Annotated in this window: 17 protein-coding genes; 6 read left to right on the forward strand and 11 right to left on the reverse strand. The window is 71.4% G+C overall.

The window, feature by feature from the left end; translation table 11 throughout:
- Positions 1-49: 49 nt before the first annotated feature.
- Positions 50-2107: a hypothetical protein gene (locus tag ACFY8U_RS33490; RefSeq protein WP_389575936.1), complete on the forward strand. Its 2058-nt coding sequence runs from the start codon at positions 50-52 to the stop codon at positions 2105-2107.
- A 4-nt stretch (positions 2108-2111) separates the two neighbouring features.
- Positions 2112-3650 carry an ABC transporter substrate-binding protein gene (locus ACFY8U_RS33495; protein ID WP_389575937.1) on the forward strand — a complete coding sequence of 513 codons (1539 nt, stop codon included), beginning with the start codon at positions 2112-2114 and terminating at the stop codon, positions 3648-3650.
- A 95-nt stretch (positions 3651-3745) separates the two neighbouring features.
- On the opposite strand, the gene ACFY8U_RS33500 is transcribed toward ACFY8U_RS33495, so the two are convergent.
- Complete coding sequence (locus ACFY8U_RS33500; protein ID WP_361671561.1) at positions 3746-4324, reverse strand: RICIN domain-containing protein; 579 nt, start codon at positions 4322-4324, stop codon at positions 3746-3748.
- 122 nt (positions 4325-4446) lie between these two features.
- On the opposite strand from ACFY8U_RS33500, the gene ACFY8U_RS33505 reads away from it, so the two are divergent.
- Both ACFY8U_RS33505 and ACFY8U_RS33510 read left to right on the forward strand, forming a co-directional pair.
- Positions 4447-5574 carry a sensor histidine kinase gene (locus tag ACFY8U_RS33505; protein ID WP_389575938.1) on the forward strand — a complete coding sequence of 376 codons (1128 nt, stop codon included), beginning with the start codon at positions 4447-4449 and terminating at the stop codon, positions 5572-5574.
- 119 nt (positions 5575-5693) lie between these two features.
- A complete protein-coding gene (locus ACFY8U_RS33510) occupies positions 5694-6326 on the forward strand; it encodes a response regulator (RefSeq protein WP_389575939.1) in 633 nt (210 codons plus the stop codon).
- 13 nt (positions 6327-6339) lie between these two features.
- Here the strand turns inward: ACFY8U_RS33510 and ACFY8U_RS33515 are convergent, their stop codons facing one another.
- The 8 genes from ACFY8U_RS33515 to hemL all read right to left on the reverse strand — a co-directional run bounded on the left by ACFY8U_RS33515 (position 6340) and on the right by hemL (position 14979).
- Positions 6340-6867 (reverse strand): SRPBCC domain-containing protein, encoded by a 528-nt coding sequence (locus ACFY8U_RS33515; protein WP_389575940.1) that lies wholly within the window; start codon positions 6865-6867, stop codon positions 6340-6342.
- A gap of 37 nt (positions 6868-6904) precedes the next feature.
- Complete coding sequence (ccsB, locus tag ACFY8U_RS33520) at positions 6905-7987, reverse strand: c-type cytochrome biogenesis protein CcsB (RefSeq protein ID WP_361766538.1); 1083 nt, start codon at positions 7985-7987, stop codon at positions 6905-6907.
- A gap of 11 nt (positions 7988-7998) precedes the next feature.
- Complete coding sequence (locus tag ACFY8U_RS33525; RefSeq protein ID WP_389575941.1) at positions 7999-9924, reverse strand: cytochrome c biogenesis protein ResB; 1926 nt, start codon at positions 9922-9924, stop codon at positions 7999-8001.
- A gap of 4 nt (positions 9925-9928) precedes the next feature.
- Complete coding sequence (locus ACFY8U_RS33530; protein ID WP_389575942.1) at positions 9929-10666, reverse strand: cytochrome c biogenesis CcdA family protein; 738 nt, start codon at positions 10664-10666, stop codon at positions 9929-9931.
- Positions 10667-10670: 4 nt separating this feature from the next.
- On the reverse strand, positions 10671-11276 hold the full coding sequence (locus ACFY8U_RS33535) for a TlpA family protein disulfide reductase (RefSeq protein WP_389575943.1): 606 nt from the start codon (positions 11274-11276) through the stop codon (positions 10671-10673).
- Between the two features lie 113 nt (positions 11277-11389).
- Positions 11390-12643 carry a hypothetical protein gene (locus ACFY8U_RS33540; RefSeq protein ID WP_389575944.1) on the reverse strand — a complete coding sequence of 418 codons (1254 nt, stop codon included), beginning with the start codon at positions 12641-12643 and terminating at the stop codon, positions 11390-11392.
- Between the two features lie 330 nt (positions 12644-12973).
- Positions 12974-13675, reverse strand: a complete 702-nt coding sequence (locus ACFY8U_RS33545) for a histidine phosphatase family protein (RefSeq protein WP_361607152.1) — start codon at positions 13673-13675, stop codon at positions 12974-12976.
- Positions 13672-14979, reverse strand: coding sequence for a glutamate-1-semialdehyde 2,1-aminomutase (hemL, locus tag ACFY8U_RS33550; RefSeq protein WP_389575945.1), 1308 nt, complete (start codon positions 14977-14979; stop codon positions 13672-13674). Before hemL ends, ACFY8U_RS33545 begins: the two co-directional genes overlap by 4 nt.
- A gap of 256 nt (positions 14980-15235) precedes the next feature.
- On the opposite strand from hemL, the gene ACFY8U_RS33555 reads away from it, so the two are divergent.
- On the forward strand, positions 15236-15826 hold the full coding sequence (locus tag ACFY8U_RS33555) for a hypothetical protein (RefSeq protein WP_361438199.1): 591 nt from the start codon (positions 15236-15238) through the stop codon (positions 15824-15826).
- A gap of 110 nt (positions 15827-15936) precedes the next feature.
- Here the strand turns inward: ACFY8U_RS33555 and ACFY8U_RS33560 are convergent, their stop codons facing one another.
- Positions 15937-17904 (reverse strand): APC family permease, encoded by a 1968-nt coding sequence (locus ACFY8U_RS33560; RefSeq protein WP_389575946.1) that lies wholly within the window; start codon positions 17902-17904, stop codon positions 15937-15939.
- A gap of 95 nt (positions 17905-17999) precedes the next feature.
- Here ACFY8U_RS33560 and ACFY8U_RS33565 point away from each other — a divergent pair, with 95 nt between their 5' ends.
- Complete coding sequence (locus tag ACFY8U_RS33565; protein ID WP_389575989.1) at positions 18000-18380, forward strand: MerR family transcriptional regulator; 381 nt, start codon at positions 18000-18002, stop codon at positions 18378-18380.
- Between the two features lie 12 nt (positions 18381-18392).
- On the opposite strand, the gene ACFY8U_RS33570 is transcribed toward ACFY8U_RS33565, so the two are convergent.
- Positions 18393-19229: an ABC transporter substrate-binding protein gene (locus ACFY8U_RS33570; RefSeq protein WP_389575947.1), complete on the reverse strand. Its 837-nt coding sequence runs from the start codon at positions 19227-19229 to the stop codon at positions 18393-18395.
- Between the last annotated feature and the right edge of the window lie 282 nt (positions 19230-19511).

Below are 19511 nucleotides of genomic sequence, written 5' to 3' on the forward strand. Positions count from 1 at the left end.
CAACACACCGTCGATATCCTGGAGTTGACTGTGACGGGGGTGACGGGGCGTGGACAGAGAGCTGTACGGCCGCGAGGCGGTCTTCCAGGATTCCGGACTCGCCGCGCGACTCGTGGGGCTGTCCCCGTACCGCTACGCCCGCACCGCGTACGAACACGGCGACGACCCGCCCGTCACCGTCTTCACCGGCGGCCGGGGCATGGGCAAGACCGCGCTGCTCAAACAGATCCGCAACGCCTACAAGGCCGCCACCCCGCTCGCCCTCCTCGACTGCGCGCACATCGAGCCGCCCGCCGACCACGGCCCCGGCTGGAACCCGCTCACCGGGGCGCTCGCCGAACTCGCCGTACAGCTGGCGCCGCGGGTGCTCGCCGCCAAGCCCGTACAGTTCCCGCGGCTCTCGCTCGGGCTGGTCGCCGTCGCGTCCATCAGCTGGTCACAGGAGGACGACGAGCGGGCCCGGCGCGACCTCCAGCGCCTCGGACCGGTCCTCGCGACCGTGGACGCGGCCAAGGGCGCCGCGGCGAACTGGGTCACCAAGGTCCTCACCAAGCTCGCCGCCAAGTTCGCCGAGGCCACTGCGCCGATGGCCGGGCTGCTCGCCGAGGCGACCGTCGAGACGGTCCTGGAGGAGGTCTTCGGCCGCTTCCAGCAGAAGGCCGAGGGCTGGTACGGGAGTTATCGCAACGCGGGCGGCCGAGGCAAGGCCGGGCTGCAGCAGCTCGCGATGGACTTCGAGCAGGGCGGCCGGCGGCGGCGCGAGGCCGAGGACTTCCTCGTCGGCGCGCTCGTCGAGGACCTGGTCCGCGCCTTCACCGGCCTCGCCAACCGCGGCGCCCGCCGCGGCCGGCCCGTCCTCCTCCTCGACAACGCCCACGAGCAGCTCGGCCGGCGCCTGATCGAGCCGATCCTGCGGGCCCGCGCCGACGGCCGCCGCGACCGGGTCGTCGTCATCGCCGCCTCCCGCGTCCGCGACCACGACGGCATCCGCCACGCGGCCCGGCTGCGGCTGCCGGAGACCGCGCACCGCGCGCCCTGCCCACGCGGCCCGGACGTCACCTCCGGCATCCTCGCCGTCGAACTGCCCCCGCTGTCCCCCGCCCAGACCCAGAGCGCCTTCGACCGCTTCGACCCTGCGGGCCGGACCCCGGCCGAACTGGCCCGGGCCGTCCACCGGCTGACCGGCGGGCGACCGCTCGGCGTGGTCCTGCTCGGCCGGGCGGCGGGCGAGGTGCCCGCCGCCCGGAAGCCCTCGCTGACCCCGGGCGCCCTGCTCGACCTCACGGTCGAGCTCCGCGAGGACAGCGCCCCGGTACCGGTCGCCCCCACCCTCCTCGAAGAGCTCCTGCCGCGTCTGCGGCACGGGCCCTTCGCCGTGCTCGCCGCCGCCCACGACGAGGAGTCGGCCCGGCTGCTCGCCCGGACCCGGCTGCGCGGCGAGTCCCTCGAAGGCGACACGGCCCTGCGCGTACGGGACCTGCTGCGCGCCGAGGACTGGCCGGAGGGCCCCGAGCACTTCGTCGCCGACCCGCTGCTGCGCGCCCTGCTCCTGCACCGGCTGCGCTTCGAGGACGGCGAGGGGTACGCGACCTGGCGGGCGGTCCACGAGACCCTGCACCGGCACTACGCCTCCGGGCCCGTGCCGTACCGGCTGCACCAGGAGCTGGCGCTCGGCCGCACCGACGACGCGGTCACCCACCTGCGCCTCACCTTCCCCGACGCGGACGTCCTCGGCTGGCTCGGCCGGCTGCGGTTCATCGCCTCGGCGCCGTATCCGCGCGACAGGGGCCGCACCGGCCCCGACGCGCGGCGGGCGATCGCCCTCGGCCAGGAGCCCGGCGACCCGCCGCCCACCGCGTTCGACGACGACACCGTCGAACTCCACCTGAGTCTGCGGCGGTTGCTGCACGCCGTATGGCTGCTCACCGATCCGCTCGCGCTGCCCGACGAGGACGTGACCGACAAGCTGGCGCACGAGCTGCGCCAGCTCTCCGGCCGCCATCGGACGGGGAACAGTCCGCTGTGGGACGCGGCCACCCACTGGCCGAGGGACATCCGCGCCTGGCGGGGGCTCTCGCTCCCGCCGGGTACGGAGAACGGAGTCTGAGGCCATGGTCAGCCCGCTGCGCTACCGCCTCTGGTACACCACCCGTCAGAAGATCCTCACGTCCGCGGTCGCCCTCGCCGTCGTCGGCTCCCTGGCCGGGTACGCGATCGACCACGCCACCACCCCGGAGGACCGTTCCTGCGCGGTGGGTGTGGAGCGGCCCCCGGGCAGCGGCGAGTGCGTCGGCGTCAACGGTGACGGCTTCGACTTCGGCGTACCGGAGCTGACCGAGATCGCCGGGCGGATCCGCGACGAGAACCGCGCGCTGAAGCCCGACGAGTACGCGACGGTCGCCCTGCTCCTGCCCCTGACCTCGACGGACAACGGCTTACGGGTGAAGGTGCTGCACGAGGTCGTGGGCGCCTACGCCCGGCAGTACCGCGCCAACCACCAGTCCAACAACGAGACCCCGAAGATCCGGCTCGTCCTCGCCAACACCGGCAAGGGCAACGCCCATTGGCGTGCGACCGTCGACCGGCTGAAGACGATGACGGGCGGCCCCGACCGGCTGCGGGCGGTCAGCGGCGTCGCCACCTCGTCGACCGAGATACGGGAGGCGGTGACGGATCTGACGGGCGCGGGCATCGCCGTCGTCGGCACGACCATCACCGCCGACGACATCGCCAACGGGCCCGGCGCCGGCAACAACCGCTACCCCGGCCTCGCCCGGGTCTCCCCCACCAACGGCGACGAGGCCAAGGCCCTGGCCCACTTCGGGAAGGTCGAGGGCTCGAAGGCGCTGCTCGTCCAGGACACCCGGACCGGCGACCACTACACGGACACGCTGAAGGCGGCCTTCTCGTCCTCCCTCAAGGGCGCCCCGTACGAACCGCAGCTCTTCACCTCGCCGGCGGACCCGACGGAGGAGGGCACCACCGCGAACACCTTCCGCCAGATCACCCATCTGATCTGCGACACAAGGGCGGAGACCGTCTTCTTCGCGGGCCGTCACACGCAGTTGCGGCAGTTCATCAACGCCCTCGGCGCGCGGGGCTGCGCCGAGCGGCCGTTCACGATCCTGACCGGCGACGAGGGGTCCTACCTGGGCGGGGACCGCAAACTCAACCGCGGCGCCCTGAAGGCGAAGCTGACCGTGCGCTACGCCTCGCTCGCACACCCCGACGCCTGGAAGCCGGCGCCGGGCCGCCCGGTCCCGAGCACGGGCGGCTCGACGGCGGCGTACGAGACGTTCCTCGCCGACGTCACGAAGGCCACGAAGAAGCCGGTCCCGCTCGCGGACGGCCAGGCGATCGTGGCGTACGACGCGATGGCGACGGCGGTCCACGCGATCCGCCAGGCGACCCCGCAGGGCGCCCAGTACCCGGATGCGGCGGACGTGGTCACCCAGTGGCCGCAGGTGAAGGGCTCGCTGCGGGTCGACGGCGCGAGCGGCTGGATCTGCCTGGACAACTTCGGCAACCCGTTCAACAAGGCGGTCCCGATCGTGGAACTGGCCCAGGACGGCTCGCAGAAGTTCGTCCAGATCGCCTGGCCGGAGGGCAGGGCGCCCGCGAAGGACTGCCTTCCTCCCCGCCGGGGTTGAGCCCCGCGGCCCGAGGCGGGCCTGACGCCTGCCTCGGGCCGGCCTGAGGCCGAGCGGTCGCCGGGCACCGACCGGTACCCGGCGACCGCCCCCGGCTAGAAGCCGCCCGGGTAGTTGAAGTAGCGGTCGAACCTCGGGGTCCACAGGGACGGCCAGGGCTCGCCGACGCCTCCGCAGGCACCGAGCACCACCTGGCTGCGCCGTCCGGTGTCGAGCAGACACTGGCCGGTGCCCACCTCCACCATCTCCCAGTGGTTGGAGCCGCGGTCCTGCCAGCGCAGGGTCAGACAGTTGCCGCCCGTGGCCTGGATGACGCCGGTCCCCGGGGCCTTGCTCGCGTTCGGGGTGCCCAGGCACATCGCGCCGCCGTAGGTGCCGACGGCGAAGTTCTCCCCGCCCATCGGGTAGAAGACGAAGCGCTGGTGGTGCTGACCCTTGCAGTCGAACCTCTGGATGACCGCGCCGACGCTGGTCGACTCACCACGGATGTCCAGGCACTGCCAGCTGTAGGACGCCCGGATCTCGTGGATGGCCGCGTTGTACGGCGAGCTTGTGTAGCGCACGTTCGGGTTGATGTCGGCGTGTGCCGCGGTCGGGATCAGCAGGGTGAAGAGCGCGACCAACGAGGCCACGAATCCATGCCTGCCGAGCCGTCGGAACGTCCTTCGAGCCACGTTTTCCTCCTGGCTGGGGATTGCCTTGACGCCAAGGAAGCTAGCGAGATCCACTGAGCCCCCGGTACCCGTCTTTTCAGGGGGGTTTGGTGGGGTCAGGGCTGCAACGGGCGCAGCGATTCATGCTTCTTGCCACCGGTCTGTACCGGGCCAGTCATCTGACTGCAGGCATCACCGCCCTCGTACACGCCCCCGCCGCCGGGGTCGCCGTCCGGGCGCTCCTCGGGGTGGCCCTGGGCACCAGCCTGCTGCTGTACGGGGCGGGGTACGCGCAAGGAGGCTTCGGCCCGCGTCTCGTCTGGGCCGATGTGCTGCTGACGGGCTGCCTGCTGCCGCACGCGGTGCTGTGGGCGAGCGGCGGGCACGTGCCGGACCCGGGGTTCTGGGCGCTGCTGCTCGGCGGGTCGGCCGCCGCGGCGGCGGCGGCCGGGCTGCGTCCACGGCAGGCGGGCTGCGCGGTGGTGCTGATCCTCGCCGCCCATGTGGCCGCCCAAGTGCAGACGGACACGGCACGGCCGTTCGGGCACCTCATGTCGGTGCTCTCCTCCGCCGTGATGGCCCGCGTCTTCTGGTGGTACCTGCACCGCCAGGGCACCCTGCTCGACGAGGCGCGCGAGCAGGCGGTACGGGCCGAGGCAGAGCGGGCCCGGCAGGCCGAGCGGATGGCCCACCACCGGGCCCTGCACGACACGGTCCTGGCCACGCTGACCACGATCGCCTCCGGCCGGGTGGACGCCAACACGCCGGGGGTGCGGGAGCGGTGCGCCCGGGAGGCGGCCTACCTCCGACGGCTGGTCCAGCGGTCGGAGCAGGTGGAGGCGGAGCACGGAAAGCAGGGCCCCGAGGTGCCCGCGGGCGAAGCCCTGGAGGACGTGGTGGCGGCCGCGGAGTGCCTCGGCCTCACCGTCACCGCCCAGTACCACGAACTGCCCCCGCTCCCGGGCCCCGTGGCGGCGGCGCTGACCGCCGCGGCGACGGAGGCGCTGAACAACGTACGGCGCCATGCCGGGACCTCGGCCGCGTACCTCACCGCGATCGGGCGGGACGGCGGCATCACGGTCACCGTCGTGGACCGCGGCCGGGGCTTCGACGCAGAGGCGGCCCTGACGGGGGGCCGTGGGACGGCGACCGCGACCGGGACCGGGCTGCGGAGGTCGGTGCGCGCGCGGATGCGGGAGATCGGGGGCGCCGCCGAGGTGGACAGCGCCCCGGGCGAGGGCACCCGGGTCGAGCTGCGGTGGCCGGCATGACGGGCGCGTCGGGCCCGGCGGACGACTCGGGCGGGTCGGGCGGGTCGGGGAGGTTGGGTGGGACCTGCGCACCCGACGCACCGGACGGGTCCCGCCCACCCGGCGCACCGGGCGGGCCTGTGATCGGGGTCGCGGCGGTCGACGACGACCGGATGCTCCTCGACGGGCTGCGCTCCTGGCTGGAGCAGGTGGCGCAGTTACGGATGCTCGGCTGCGCGGCCACCGTGGACGAGCTGCTGGCCGGCCCCGGCCGCCACGCCGACGTGGTCCTGCTCGACCTGGTGCTCCGGGACGGCTCCGTGGCCGAGGAGAACGTGCGGAAGCTGCGGGCGGCGGGACCGCGGGTCCTCGTCATCAGCACGGTCGCCGACCGGTCCCGTATCGTCGCCGCGTTCTCCGCCGGGGCGGACGGCTACCTGACCAAGGACCACGCCCTGGACTCCCTGGTCACCGCCATCGGGGAGGTCGCCTCCGAGGGCCGTGTCCACTCCGCCGAGCTGGCCTTCGCACTGGCCCACGACACGCGCCCCGAGCGCCCCCGGCTGGCCCCGCGGGAGCTGCAGATACTGCTCGACTACGCCTCTGGCCTGACGCTCAAGGCGACGGCCCGCCGCGCGCGGATCAGCCCCAACACCGCGAAGTACTACCTCGATCAGGTCAAGGAGAAGTACCAGCGCGCGGGCCGTCCCGCCCACACCAAGATCGACCTGGCGGTACGGGTCCGCGAGGACGGCCTCGACGCCCTGCCGTGACCCGCGGGGGCGCTCACGGCTCCCACTTGGGCCAGGGGGCGTCGTCCCGTACGTACAGCTCGCGCAGGTGCTGCCAGCGGTCGGGCGACCACGCACGCCAGTCCGTGGGCCGGCCCTCCAGCGCCGCCGCCAGCCGCTCGAAGTGGTCGTGCCACCCCGCCATCACGTCCAGCTTCTCCTCGTGCGTCCCACGGAACTCGTTGGTGAAACGCAGAACGGTCGCCCCGCCGCCCCCGGCCGGTTCCAGATGGAACCGGATCCGGCCGTGCGACGGGCCGACCGTGTACTCGGCCACGTACTCCGGGTCCCAGGCCGTCACCTGCCCCGAGACCTCCGTGTCGCCGTTCAGCCAGCGCAGCGTCACCGCCCCGCCGAGCCTCGGCTCCAGCGGATCCGCCGCGCAGAGCCACTGCGGCAGCCCCTCCGGCGTCGCGACGGCCGACCAGACCCGCGCCGTCGGATGGGGCAGATCGATCACGTACCGCAGGTGGTGCAGGTTGCCGTCGTGGGTGTCGCACCTGCCCCGGGGGATCTCGCTCATACCTCAAGCGTCACGCCGGGGCGGGCGCCGTGCCAGCTCAGACGCCTGCGTACGAGTGCTTGCTGCTCACGAAGATGTTGACGCCGTAGTAGTTGAAGAGGAAGCAACCGAAGGCGATGAGCGCGATGTACGCGGCCTTGCGGCCCTTCCAGCCGGCCGTCGCCCGCGCGTGCAGATACGCCGCGTAACCGACCCACGTGATGAAGGACCAGACCTCCTTGGCGTCCCAGCCCCAGTAGCGGCCCCACGCGTCGCCCGCCCAGATCGCGCCGGCGATGATCGTGAAGGTCCACAGCGGGAAGATCGCCGCGTTGACCCGGTAGGAGAACTTGTCCAGGGAGGCCGCCGACGGCAGCCGCTCGAGGACGGAGCGGGCGAAGGAACCCGGATTGCCGCCGGTGGCGAGCTTGTTCTCGTACGAGTCGCGGAAGAGGTACAGCAGGGTGGCGACCGCGCCGAGGTAGAAGACCGCGCCGCAGAAGATCGCGGTGGAGACGTGGATCCACAGCCAGTACGAGTCGAGCGCGGGGACCAGCTGGTCGCTGGGGGTCTTCAGCCAGGTCGTGGCCAGGCCCAGGTCGAGCAGGACGGTGGTGACCAGCGGCAGACCGATCCAGCGGACGTTCTTCCGGGCGACGAGGAAGCCGAGGTACGCGCCGACCGCCACGGTGGAGAAGGTGGTGGAGAACTCGTACATGTTGCCCCAGGGGGCCCGCTGCACGGCGAACGCCCGGGCGATCACGCCCGACGCCTCGATGAGGAACGCGAGCGCGGTCAGCGAGACGGCGATACGGCCGTACAGATCGCCCTTGACCGTGCCGCCGGCCGCGCCGGGGCCGTCGGGGACGTCGCGGACGCCCGCGCCGGACCGGGTGACGACCGTCGGCTTGTCGAGTACGGCGGTGGTGCCGCCGGCCGTCTTGACCTGGACGGTGACGGCGGGCGCCGGGGCCTGCCGCGTGGTCAGCGCGGCGGCCGTACGGCCGACCTTGCTCCGGCTGCCCAGCACCCACTCGGCGATGTGCGCGAAAAAGGCCAGGGTGTAGACGGCCATCGACGAGTAGATGAGCATGTCGCTCATCCGCGCCAGGCTCTCGTTGGTCTCGGCGGCGAGACTCACGGCGGCGAGATTCACTTCTCAGCCCCTTCGGCTTCAGCTTCGGCAGGTTCTGCTGCTGCGGGTTCTGCGTCTGCGGGGTCCGCGGTCGCGGATCGCGCGGCCCCGGACGGCTCGTCTGTGGACGGCGCGACTGTGGACGGAGTGTCCGCGGCGTCCGCGGGTTCCGCCGATTCCGCTGTCGCGGACTCCGCGTCCGCTTCCGCTTCCGGCGCGGTCGGCGCCTGGGCGTGGAGCGTGGCCGCGAGTTCGGCCAGTTCCTCGGGGAGCTTGGCGGACTCGCTCCGGCCAAGACCCGCCATCTCGACGACGGTCACGCCGTCCTTCCCCCGTACGGCCCGCACCCAGACCCGGCGCCGCTGGATGAAGAGCGAGCCGGTGAGGCCCGCGATCGCCGCGATCGCGCCCGCGAGGGCGAGGCCGTTGCCCGGCTGCTGGGAGATCTGGAAGCTCGCCCACTCCTTGATGTCCTTCTCGAAGGTGATCGAGCCGGCACCGTCGGGCAGGGTCATGGTCTCGCCGGGCAGCATCCGCTGGGCGACACCCGTACCCGTGTGGACCTTGAACTGCTTCATCTTGGACGTGTCGAGCTGGTACACGTTCTGCGGCAGCCCCGAGTCGACGCGCAGGTCGCCGTGGTAGCCGGTGAGCGCCATGACGGGGAAGTCGAGCGCGGGGAACTGCGAGAACATGTTCCCCTTGCCGGCGCCCGCGAAGGTCGGCACGAAGAAGGCCTGGAAGCCCAGCTGCTCCTTCTTGCCGTTCTTGTCGCGGTAGCCGTCCATCACCTTGATCGCACCGGTGGACGTGATGTTGTTGTCGAACGGCAGCAGCGGGACGGCGCCGTGGAAGACGACCTTGCCGCGGCCGTCCTTGACGGTGACGACGGGCGCGTACCCGTGGGCGATCAGATAGACCTTGGAGTCGCCGACCCTCAGCGGCTCGTTGACCCGGACGACCGCCTTCTTGTCCTTGCCGCCCGCCTCGGAGTACGTGACGGCGGCCTCGAAGGTGCGCGGGGTGCCGCGCTGCGGGCCGCTCTTCTCGTACGTGCCGGTGAAGCTGTCCAGCTGGAAGCCGAACGGGGCGAGGTCGTCCGTGCTGTAGAGCGAGCCGGACTTGAAGTCGTCGTACTGCGTGAGGGTGTTGGAGAAGCCGTCACCCTCGATGATCAGCTTGCCGCCCTCGGACTTGAAGAGCTGCCCCCAGGCGAAGGCGACCAGCATCACGATCAGGGCGATGTGGAAGGCCAGGTTCCCCGCCTCGCGGAGGTAGCCCTTCTCGGCGGAGACGGCGTCCTTGACGGTGTGCGCGCGGAACCGGCGGCCCTTGAGCAGGGCGAGCGCGGCCTCGCGGACCTGCTCGGGCCCGGCCTCCGTACGCCACGTCGTGTACACGGGCAGACGGGTCAGGCGGCCGGGCGCGGCGGGCGGCAGGCCGCGGAGCTGGCCGACGAACTGCCAGCTGCGGGGCACGATGCAGCCGATGAGGGAGACGAACAGCAGTATGTAGATCGCGGAGAACCACACCGAGCTGTAGACGTCGAAGAGCTGGAGCTTCTCGTAGATCGGCGTGAGCGCCGGGTGGGCCTTCTGGAAGGTCTGCACCTTGAGCTCGTCCGCGCTGGACTGCGGGATGAGCGAGCCCGGGATCGCGCCGAGGGAGAGCAGGAAGAGCAGGATCAGCGCCACCCGCATGGAGGTGAGCTGGCGCCAGAACCAGCGGATCCAGCCGACGACCCCGAGGGCGGGGCCGCCGATGGCGCTCTCCTCGCGGGGGGCGGTGGAGAGCTGCGAGCCGGCGGCGCTGAGGTCCGCGCGCTCCTCGGCCTCGCTCGCGTCCGTACGGCTGCCGTGCGGATCGCTCGCGTCCGTACGGCTGTCGCTCGGGTCGGTGCGGCTGTCGCTCGCGCTGGTTCCGCTCGGGCTGGTGTGGGTCATTGGGTCAGATCCCCGGGGTGAAGCCGGCAGTCCAGACCTGCATCTCGGACACGATGCGATCCCAGGCTCCGGTGACGAGCAGCAGGCCGGTTGCGATCAGCATGATGCCGCCGATGCGCATGACCCAGACATAATGCCGCTTCACCCACCCGAAGGCGCCGAGCGCCCGTCGGAAGGCGATCGCGGTGAGGATGAAGGGCAGGCCGAGGCCCAGACAGTAGGCGACGGTGAGTACGGCGCCGCGGCCGGCGCTGGCCTCGTTGGAGGCGAGCGCCAGGACGGCTGCGAGGGTCGGGCCGATGCAGGGAACCCAGCCGACGCCGAACAGCACACCCAGCATGGGCGCGCCGAGCAGTCCCGTCACAGGCCGCTTGTGGAAGCGGAACTCCCTGCGCGTGATCCACGGCATCGCGCCCATGAAGAAGGCGCCGAGCACGATGGTCAGGGCGCCGAGCACCTTGGAGATGACCTCGCGGTGTTCCTGCAGGGTGTTGCCGAAGCCTCCGAAGAGCGCGCCGCCGGAGACGAAGACGACGGTGAAGCCCAGGACGAAGAGCGCGGCCCCGCCCGCCATCCGGCCGCGCCTGGCCTCGGCCAGGTCGGTGCCGGTGACGCCGGTCACGTAGCTCAGGTAGCCGGGGACGAGGGGCAGGACGCACGGGGAGAAGAAGGAGACCAGACCGCCGAGCACGGCGATGGGCAGGGCGAGCAGGAGAGCCCCGCTGAAGACCGTCTCGTTCACCGGATCACTTCTCCGCGAGAAGCGGCTCGATCATCGAGCGGAGCTTCTTCTCGTCGAGTGCCATCAGGGCGCGAGCGGCGATCTTCCCGTCCTTGTCGAGCACGACGGTGGACGGAATGGCCTGCAGATTGAGCGTGCCCTTGGGGAATCCGCTGAGGATCAGCTTCCCGGCGGGGTCGTACAGGCTGGGATAGGGGACCTCGTAGTCCTCCTCGAAGGTCACCGCCTGCTGCTTGTTGAAATCGCGGGTGTTCAGTCCGACGAATTCCACGCCCTCGGCCTTGAGGTCGGTTGCGACCTTGGCGAAGTGCGGCGCCTCGGCGCGGCAGGGGCCGCACCAGGAGCCCCAGGCGTTCAGGACGACGACCTTGCCCTTGAGGTCGGCGATGTCGAGCTTCTCGCCGTCGACGGTCTCGCCCGCGATCTTCGTGGGCGCCGTGCGCTCGCCCTTGGCGACGGTGGAGATACCGCCCGTGTTGGTCACGAAGTTGGTTCCGCCGCCGCCGCCCGACTTGCCGTTGGAGTCCGAGCCGCAGGCCGACAGAGCGAGGGCGGCCGACAGGGTTCCGACGGCGAGCAGGGTGCGTCGAGGGGCACGGCTAAGGCTCATGTGAAAAGTTTCGCATGGGCGTTTGGGGGATCTTGGGCGCCCCCCTGACTGCCCGTAAAGCCCCTTGTCAAGGGGGCTTAAGGGACGTACGAGGGCTTAAGCGACCCCGATCGCTACGCGGTGGCCTTGAGGAAGGTGTTCCAGCCGCCCGCCGGGGCCTGTCCGACCTCGAGCGTACGGAGCTTGGCGAGGATCTCGGGGTCCTGCACGTCCAGCCAGTCCACGAACTGCCGGAACGACACCAGCCGGACGTCCTTCTTGCCCGCCATGGCCTTGAGGGATTCCTCGACGGCGTCCATGTAGATGCCGCCGTTCCACTGCTCGAAGTGGTTGCCGATGAAGAACGGCGCCCTGTTGGACTCGTACGCGCGCTCGAACCCGTTGAGGTACGCCTCGGTGGCCTGCTTGCGCCAGCCCGGGTAGCGCGAGGGCATGCCCTTGGTGGTGTTCTTCGACTGGTTGGCGAGGATGTTGTAGTCCATGGAGAGGACCTCGAAGGAGTGGCCGGGGAAGGGCACGGCCTGCAGCGGGAGGTCCCAGATCCCCTGGCGCTTGACCGGCCACATCTGGCGGCCGCCGGGAGAGCTGGCGTCGTAGCGCCAGCCGAGGCGCTTCGCGGTGGGCAGCAGGTTGTCCTGGCCGAGGAGGCAGGGGGTCCGGCCGCCTATCAGCTCCTTGCGGTAGTCGAAGGGCAGCGGGTCGAGGTCGGTCCAGCCGCTGTTGGTCTTCCACTCGGTGACGAACTTCACGGCCTGGTCGACCTCGCTCTGCCACTGGGCCGGGGTCCAGTTGCCGACCGAGCCGGAGCCGGCGCAGAAGTGGCCGTTGAAGTGCGTGCCGATCTCATGCCCGTCGAGCCAGGCCTGACGGACGTTCTTGAGCGTGTCCTTGATGTGGTCGTCGGTGAGGTAGCCGATGTCGGAGGCGCCGACGCGGTTGTTCGGCGGTCGGTAGAGGTCCTTCTTCGACTCGGGCAGGAGGTAGATCCCGGAGAGGAAGAAGGTCATCGCCGCGTCGTGGTTCTTCGCGAGTTCGAGGAAGCGCGGGAAGAGCCCGTTGCCGACCTCGCCGGCGCCGTCCCAGGAGAAGATCACGAACTGGGGCGGGGTCTGACCCGGTTCGAGCGGGACGGGGGCGTCGGGCTGGTGGGGCTGCTTTCCGGTGTCGGAGGTGGAACCGTCGCCGATGAGGCGGCCCTCTTCCTTGGTGGGCGCGGGCGTACTCGGGGATCCCGAGGGGGCACCGCCCTTACCCGCTCCCGAATTGCCCGATTTGCCGGACCCGTTGCCGCTGCACCCTGCGATCCCGATCGCGGCGGCGGCACCAACGCTCGCCCCGAGAAGTCCCCTTCGAGTGATCCCGCGCATGACGTCCCCATTCGCACTCACGTATGACCGGACGGTCATCCAAACCGACAATGAGTGAGATGCCGGGAGGAACGGGGAGGTTCCGGGAATTAGCACAAAAATTTCAGGGCGACCAGATGACTTCACGTCATCCGATCGCCCTGAGGGTGTACCCGTGGAACTGGCGTCCGAACGGTGGGGCGTTCTGCCGTCACAGAACCTCTACGTGGCGCCGTACCGGGACGGGGCGCACGGACTGCGAGAAGGGGCGCGGGGAACTGCGCGACCGGCCCCCACCGGCCCGCGGCCGACCCACCCCGCGGCTCGGTTACGGCTCTCCCGGCGGAGCGCTCACGCGCCGAAGGCCTTCGACTTCCCCTTGACCGGCTTCGCGCCCGCGAGCAGATGCGCGGGAACGAGGTCACGCGCCGGCTCGCTGTACCCGACCGAGACGATCCGGTCGCCCTGGTACGTGAACGAGGTCAGCGAGGCCAGCGTGCACTGACGACGCCGCGGGTCGTGCCACAGCCGGCGCTTCTCCACGAAGCTCCGCACGATCCAGATCGGCAGCTGGTGGCTGACGCAGACCGCCTCGTGACCCCGGGCCGCGTCCTTCGCCGCGTCGAGCGCGCCCATCATCCGTACGACCTGCTCGACGTACGGCTCGCCCCACGACGGCCTGAACGGGTTGGTGAGGTGCTTCCAGTTGCCCGGCTTGCGCAGCGCGCCGTCGCCGACACCGAAGGTCTTGCCCTCGAAGACGTTCCCCGCCTCGATCAGCCGCCCGTCGGTGGCCAGGTCCAGGCCGTGGCTCTTGGCGACCGGCTGAGCCGTCTCCTGCGCACGCTCCAGCGGGGACGACACGACGTACGTGATGTCCCGGTCGGCCAGGTGCTCGGCGACGCGGTCGGCCATCTGCCGGCCCAGCTCGGAGAGGTGGTAGCCGGAGCGGCGGCCGTAGAGGATCCCGTCGGGGTTCTCGACCTCGCCGTGGCGCACCAGATGGACGACGGTGATGTCGCCGTTCCCCCGCTCGTTCCCGGAGGCGCTCATGCGGTGGCCTCCGCGGCGGCGCGGGCGGCGGCGGGCAGCGCGGCGGCGATCCGCTCGACGGCGCGCTCGTCGTGGGCCGTGGAGACGAACCAGGACTCGAAGGCGGACGGCGGCAGGTAGACCCCGTCGGCGAGCATCGAGTGGAAGAAGGCGTTGAAGCGGAACGCCTCCTGCGTCTTCGCTTCGTCGTAGTTCCGGACCTCGTCGGCCGCGAAGAAGACGGAGAACATGTTGGAGGCGGTCTGCAGCCGGTGCGCGACACCCTCCTTGGTGAGCGCGCCGGTGACGAGCCCCTGGATCTCCTTCGACACGGCGTCGACCGTGGCGTACGCGGCGTCGTCGAGCAGGCGCAGCTGCGCGAGGCCGGCAGCGGTGGCGATCGGGTTACCGGAGAGGGTGCCCGCCTGGTAGACCGGGCCGGCCGGGGCGAGGTGCCCCATGACGTCGGCGCGGCCGCCGAAGGCCGCGGCCGGGAAGCCGCCGCCCATGACCTTGCCGAAGGTCATCAGGTCGGGCTTCACCCCGTCGACGCCGTACCAGCCGGCGCGGGAGGTCCGGAAGCCGGTCATGACCTCGTCGGAGATGTACAGCGCGCCGTTGTCGGAGCAGAGCTGCTTCAGGCCCGCGTTGAAGCCGTCGAGCGGCGGGACGACGCCCATGTTGCCGGGCGAGGCCTCGGTGATCACACAGGCGATCTCGCCGGGGTGCGCGGCGAACGCGGCCCGGACCGCCTCCAGGTCGTTGTACGGCAGGACGATGGTGTCCCCCGCCTGAGCGCCGGTCACGCCGGGCGTGTCGGGCAGGCCGAGGGTGGCCACGCCGGAGCCTGCGGCGGCCAGCAGCGCGTCCACGTGCCCGTGGTAGCAGCCGGCGAACTTCACGACCTTCGCCCGGCCGGTGAAGCCCCGGGCGAGCCGGATCGCGGACATCGTGGCTTCCGTACCGGAGGAAACCAGCCGAACCTGCTCGACGGGCTCGATCCGGGCGACGATCTCCTCGGCGAGGGCGACCTCACCCTCCCCGGGCGTACCGAACGAGGTGCCACGGGCCACGGCGGCCTGCACGGCGGCGACCACCTCAGGGTGGGCATGGCCGAGAATCATCGGCCCCCACGAGCAGACGAGGTCGACATACTCCCGGCCGTCCGCGTCGGTGAGGTACGGGCCGGTACCGGACACCATGAACCGGGGCGTTCCGCCCACGGCCCGGAAGGCGCGCACCGGTGAGTTCACGCCGCCGGGCGTCACGAGGGACGCGCGGTCGAAAAGCGTCTGTGAGACTGGGGCTTCGTATGAATACGGCACTGTGGTCCTGACCTGCGAGTACGGCTGCGAGTACGGAAGGAGGGCGTGAGCACCCCGCAAATTACGCCGGGGCGTCGATCCTCCGCGTCTGCGAAACTGGGGCGTCATAGGGATGGCTCACGGAATCCATGGTGTCAGAGGGCCGGACGTTCTTGCGGACAGGTGTTTCACCGCGAGAGCGTGGGGGAGGTCACTGTCACGATGATCGGGTTGCGCGGCGGGGGTCGTGTTGCCTAAAAAGCAGTCGGGTGGAGATATGCATCGCGGTGGCGGACTGGGCGAGGGGACCGACGACCTGGGTCCCGAGCCTGCCCGGCGGGGGAAGCACCGGCGACGGCGTACGGAAGAGCCCACGCAATCAACAGGACCCACGGGGTCCTCGGAACCCACGACGGGGGGCGGCGGCCGGTTGGGGGTGACCTACAAGTACTTCGGCGCGCCCGACGGCGCGACGGCGGCACGCGTCCCGATCTCGATGCGCCCTGAGGAGCTGGGCGGCGACGAGCTCGGCATGGGTGGCATGTTCAGCAAGATCAAGCCCGAGACGATAGCCGCGATGGTCCTCACGGGCATCCAGGGCATGCCCCTGCACAAGGTGCCCCCGCTGGAACTGGTGGTCCTCCACCCCGACTACGCCGTGGTGAAGCTGCCCATGACCGTGGTCGACCCGCTGCGCGGCATCGGCGAGGAGTCGGTCGGCGCGGCGGCCTTCATCTGGTCCACGGTCCCGGACCGCGGCGGCCCACGCGACGCGTTCAACGTCTACCAGCTGCTCCACGAGTGGCAGGACTTCTCGCACCGGCTGCACGAGGCGGGACACCAGCCGTACTGCCTGGTCTGGCCGTAGGGTCCCCTCCCGCAGGGTCCCCTTCCGCAGGGTCGGCCTGCGGCCCCGCGGATCTCCGGCTCGCGGGCGGCGGGTCTCCGGCTCCCGGGCGGCGGCCCGGAGGGACGGGCTCAGTTCTCCCGGTCCTCGGCCGCGGCAGCCGCCTTCGCGCGCTCGGCGGCCAGCTCACGGGCGGAGGCGAGCCGGTACGGAACGTCGATGACGACGACGTTCTTCATGAACAGCAGCCGCGCCTTGAGCCGTAGCGCACTCTGGTTGTGCAGGGGCTGCTCCCACCAGTGCCCCACCACGTACTCGGGGATGACCACCGACACCACCGAGTCCTCGGTCCGCTCGGGCGCCTCCCGGATGTGCCGCAGGATCGGCTGGACGACGGAGCGGTACGGAGAGCTCAGCACCCGCAGAGGCACGTCGATGCCGTGGGCGTCCCAGGTCGCCCGCATCACCTCCGCCTCCGCCGGGTCCTCCGCGACGGTGACCGCGATCAGTGAGGCGGGGCGCAGCGTCTGCGCGTACGACAGGGCCCGCAGGCTCGGCGCGTTGAGCGAGGACACGAGGACCATGACGTGGTTCTCGGCGAGCGTGCGGGGCCGGTCGCCGGGCGCGACGGCGACCTCGGCGGCCACGGTCTCGTAGTGCCGGCGCACGCCCTTCATCCCGGCGAAGAGCACGGGCATGGCGATGACGACGATCCAGGCGCCGTGCGTGAACTTGGTGATCAGCACGATGACGAGGACGACCGCCGTCAGGCAGGCGCCGAAGGCGTTGATGGCCATCCGGCGCAGGATGGCGCCGCGCTCGCCGGACCCCGCCGGGGTGGCGAGTTCTCGCCGCCAGTGCTTGACCATGCCGGCCTGGGACAGGGTGAAGGAGACGAAGACGCCCAGGATGTAGAGCTGGATGAGCCGGGTGAGGTTGGCGTCGAAGGCGACGATCAGGGCGATGGCGGCCAGGGAGAGCAGGACGATGCCGTTGGAGTAGACGAGCCGGTCGCCGCGGTGGAAGAGCTGGCGCGGCGCGTAGCGGTCCCGGCCGAGGACGGAGGCCAGCATCGGGAAGCCGTTGAAGGCGGTGTTGGCGGCCATGATCAGGACGGCAGCGGTGACGGCCTGGAGCAGATAGAAGAGGAAGTGCCAGCTGCCGAAGGTGGCGCGGCCGATCTGGGCGAGCGCGGTCGGCATGGCGGTGCCGGGGGCGAGCCCGAGTTCGGTCGGGTCCTCGGCGACGTGTACCTCGTAGACCATGGCCAGGGTGGTGATCCCGAAGAACATGGTGACCGCGAGAGCGCCCATGATCGCGAGGGTGGTGGCGGCGTTGCGGCTCTTGGGCTTCTCGAAGGCGGGCACGCCGTTGCTGATGGCCTCGACACCGGTCAGCGCCGTACAGCCGGAGGCGAAGGCCCGCATGGCGAGCAGCACGAGCGCCAGGCCGGTGTAGCTGGAGACGGCCTGGATCGGCAGGTCGGACGACTCGGCGCGGATCGTGGTCCCGGTCGCCATCCGCACGGCCGCGACGGCGAACATCAGATAGATGGTGGCGATGAAGGCGTACGTCGGAATGGCGAAGTAGCGCCCCGACTCGCGGACACCCCGCAGATTGAGCCAGGCCAGGACCACCACGCACGCGACCGAGATACCCACCGCGTACCCGTCGAGGGCGGGCGCGGCCGAGGTGAGGGCCGCGACGCCCGAGACGATCGAGACGGCGACGGTCATCACGTAGTCGATGAGCAGCGCGCTGGCGGCGGTGAGCGCGGCGGTCTGGCCCAGGTTCTCGGCGGAGACCACATACGCCCCGCCGCCTCCCGGATAGGCGTGGCAGGTCTGCCGGTAGGAGGCGACGACGACCACCAGCAGGATGACGATCGCGATCGCCGCGTACCAGGCCAGATGGAGCACGGCGAGGCCGCCGAGCGCGAGGATGAGCAGGATCTCCTCGGTGGCGTACGCGACGGAGGAGAGCGGGTCGCTGCAGAAGATCGGCAGGGCGAGCCGCTTGGGCAGCAGGGTCTCGCCGAGCCGGCCGCTGTCCAAAGGCCGCCCCACCAGCAGGCGTTTCGCCGCACTTCCAGCTCTCATAAGTGCTGAAGTTAGGACAAACGCCTATGTAGTGCGCGGAAGCCGCGCGGGAAGGACGGGGCACCGTGACCAGAGTGCGCATCGCCGGCGAACCCATGCAGATCGGCGAGGTCGCCGCCCGGACGGAGATGTCCCTCCGGACCATCCGCCAGTACGAGGACAGCGGTCTCGTCGTCCCCTCCGCGTCGTCCCAGGGCGGCTTCCCGCTCTACACGGACGCCGACGTCGACCGGCTGATGGTGATCCGCCGGATGAAGCCGCTGGGCTTCACGATCGACGAGACCCGCGACCTCCTCGCCGCGACGGACCGCCTCGCGGACCCCCGTCTCTCCCCCGCCGAACGCTCGACCCTGGTCGCCCGGGTGCGCCGCTACGAGCAGGCGGCCACCGCACGCGTCGCCGAACTGCGCTCCCAGCTGACGTGCGTGGAGGAGTTCGCGCACTCCCTGAGGGCGAAGCTGGGCGAGGGGAGCTGAGCGCGACCCGGCCTACCCCGGAAGGGCCGCCGCGATGCCCTCGAAGAAGCGGGCGTACGCCGCCGGGCTCGGCGGCGTCTCCGGGTTCCACGGCGCCACGCGCGCGTGGCCGACGGGCGGGAACGCCCCGGGGCCCACAGCGTTGGCACGGCTGTCGAAGAGCACGAGGTCGGGACGCAGCGCCGCCGCGTGCTCCCAGTCGGCCGTGAGCCAGTTCGCACCGGGGCCGGGGCCGGGATCGACCACCCGCACGCCCAGCTCCTGGAGCCGGGCCAGCTCGGGCCAGGCGTGCGGCCGCGCCAGATGGACCTGGTCGGCACCGGTACCCGAGAGGGCGAGCACGGTCACGTCCACCCGGGCGGCGGCCTCACGCAGGCCCGCCTCGGCGGGGGCGACAGGATCGGCGACCCCGCCGCCGGGCACGCCGAGGGCCGCCGCCAGCTCACGGAAGCGCCCCATGATCGCCGCCAGAGGCAGCTCGCTGCCCACGGAGAGCGCGGCCAGCGGCACCCCGAGCCGTTCGGCGACGCCCTCGTCCAGCGCGTAGGAGCTCTTCCCGTCGTACGTGACGTCGACGATCAGCTCGGGGCCGAGACCCCGCAGCCGCGCCTCGTCCACCACCCGCCCCGGCCCCAGATACGGCACCCCGGCCGCCTCCAGCTCCCCCGCCTTGACCGGATCGAGGCCCTCGCCGTCATGCCCCGAGCCGTACACCGCGACGGGCGTCACCCCCAGATCGAGCAGGGCAGCCCCGGCCCGCACATAGGCCACGACCCTCCCCGGCACGCGCACGGCCCCCAGCGCCGTACCCCTGTCGTCGGTGAACCCCCACACCTTCATGTCCGACATGCGGCTGCTCCCTCCCCGGCCGAAACCTGCCTCCCCCGCCACCTTGAAGCGCATCCCCCACCCACACAAGAGGGCGTCCCCCCGCCCGCGACAGGTGCGCACGACCACGCCCGGCGAGGACGACGCCTGCCGCGGGCGGCCGGGACTTTGGTCCCGGACCCCCCTGCCGAAAGGCCCCCATCCTGGTGTTAACTGAACAGGTCGGGAGGAAGCAGTAGGAATCGTCAGTGCCGTGCGCACGCGCCCCCTGCCGGGGCGCTCCCCCGTACCGGCCCTCGCTCC

This window comes from Streptomyces sp. NPDC012508 (assembly GCF_042902595.1).
GTDB lineage: Bacteria > Actinomycetota > Actinomycetes > Streptomycetales > Streptomycetaceae > Streptomyces.

Coding starts and splice junctions, on each gene's coding strand:
- ACFY8U_RS33495 (WP_389575937.1), top strand. CDS start 2,112: ATGGTCAGCCCGCTGCGCTACCGCCTCTGGTACACCACCCGTCAGAAG.
- ACFY8U_RS33505 (WP_389575938.1), top strand. CDS start 4,447: ATGCTTCTTGCCACCGGTCTGTACCGGGCCAGTCATCTGACTGCAGGC.
- ACFY8U_RS33515 (WP_389575940.1), bottom strand. CDS start 6,867: ATGAGCGAGATCCCCCGGGGCAGGTGCGACACCCACGACGGCAACCTG.
- ACFY8U_RS33525 (WP_389575941.1), bottom strand. CDS start 9,924: ATGACCCACACCAGCCCGAGCGGAACCAGCGCGAGCGACAGCCGCACC.
- ACFY8U_RS33535 (WP_389575943.1), bottom strand. CDS start 11,276: ATGAGCCTTAGCCGTGCCCCTCGACGCACCCTGCTCGCCGTCGGAACC.
- ACFY8U_RS33540 (WP_389575944.1), bottom strand. CDS start 12,643: ATGCGCGGGATCACTCGAAGGGGACTTCTCGGGGCGAGCGTTGGTGCC.
- ACFY8U_RS33545 (WP_361607152.1), bottom strand. CDS start 13,675: ATGAGCGCCTCCGGGAACGAGCGGGGGAACGGCGACATCACCGTCGTC.
- ACFY8U_RS33555 (WP_361438199.1), top strand. CDS start 15,236: ATGCATCGCGGTGGCGGACTGGGCGAGGGGACCGACGACCTGGGTCCC.
- ACFY8U_RS33560 (WP_389575946.1), bottom strand. CDS start 17,904: ATGAGAGCTGGAAGTGCGGCGAAACGCCTGCTGGTGGGGCGGCCTTTG.
- ACFY8U_RS33565 (WP_389575989.1), top strand. CDS start 18,000: ATGCAGATCGGCGAGGTCGCCGCCCGGACGGAGATGTCCCTCCGGACC.
- ACFY8U_RS33570 (WP_389575947.1), bottom strand. CDS start 19,229: ATGTCGGACATGAAGGTGTGGGGGTTCACCGACGACAGGGGTACGGCG.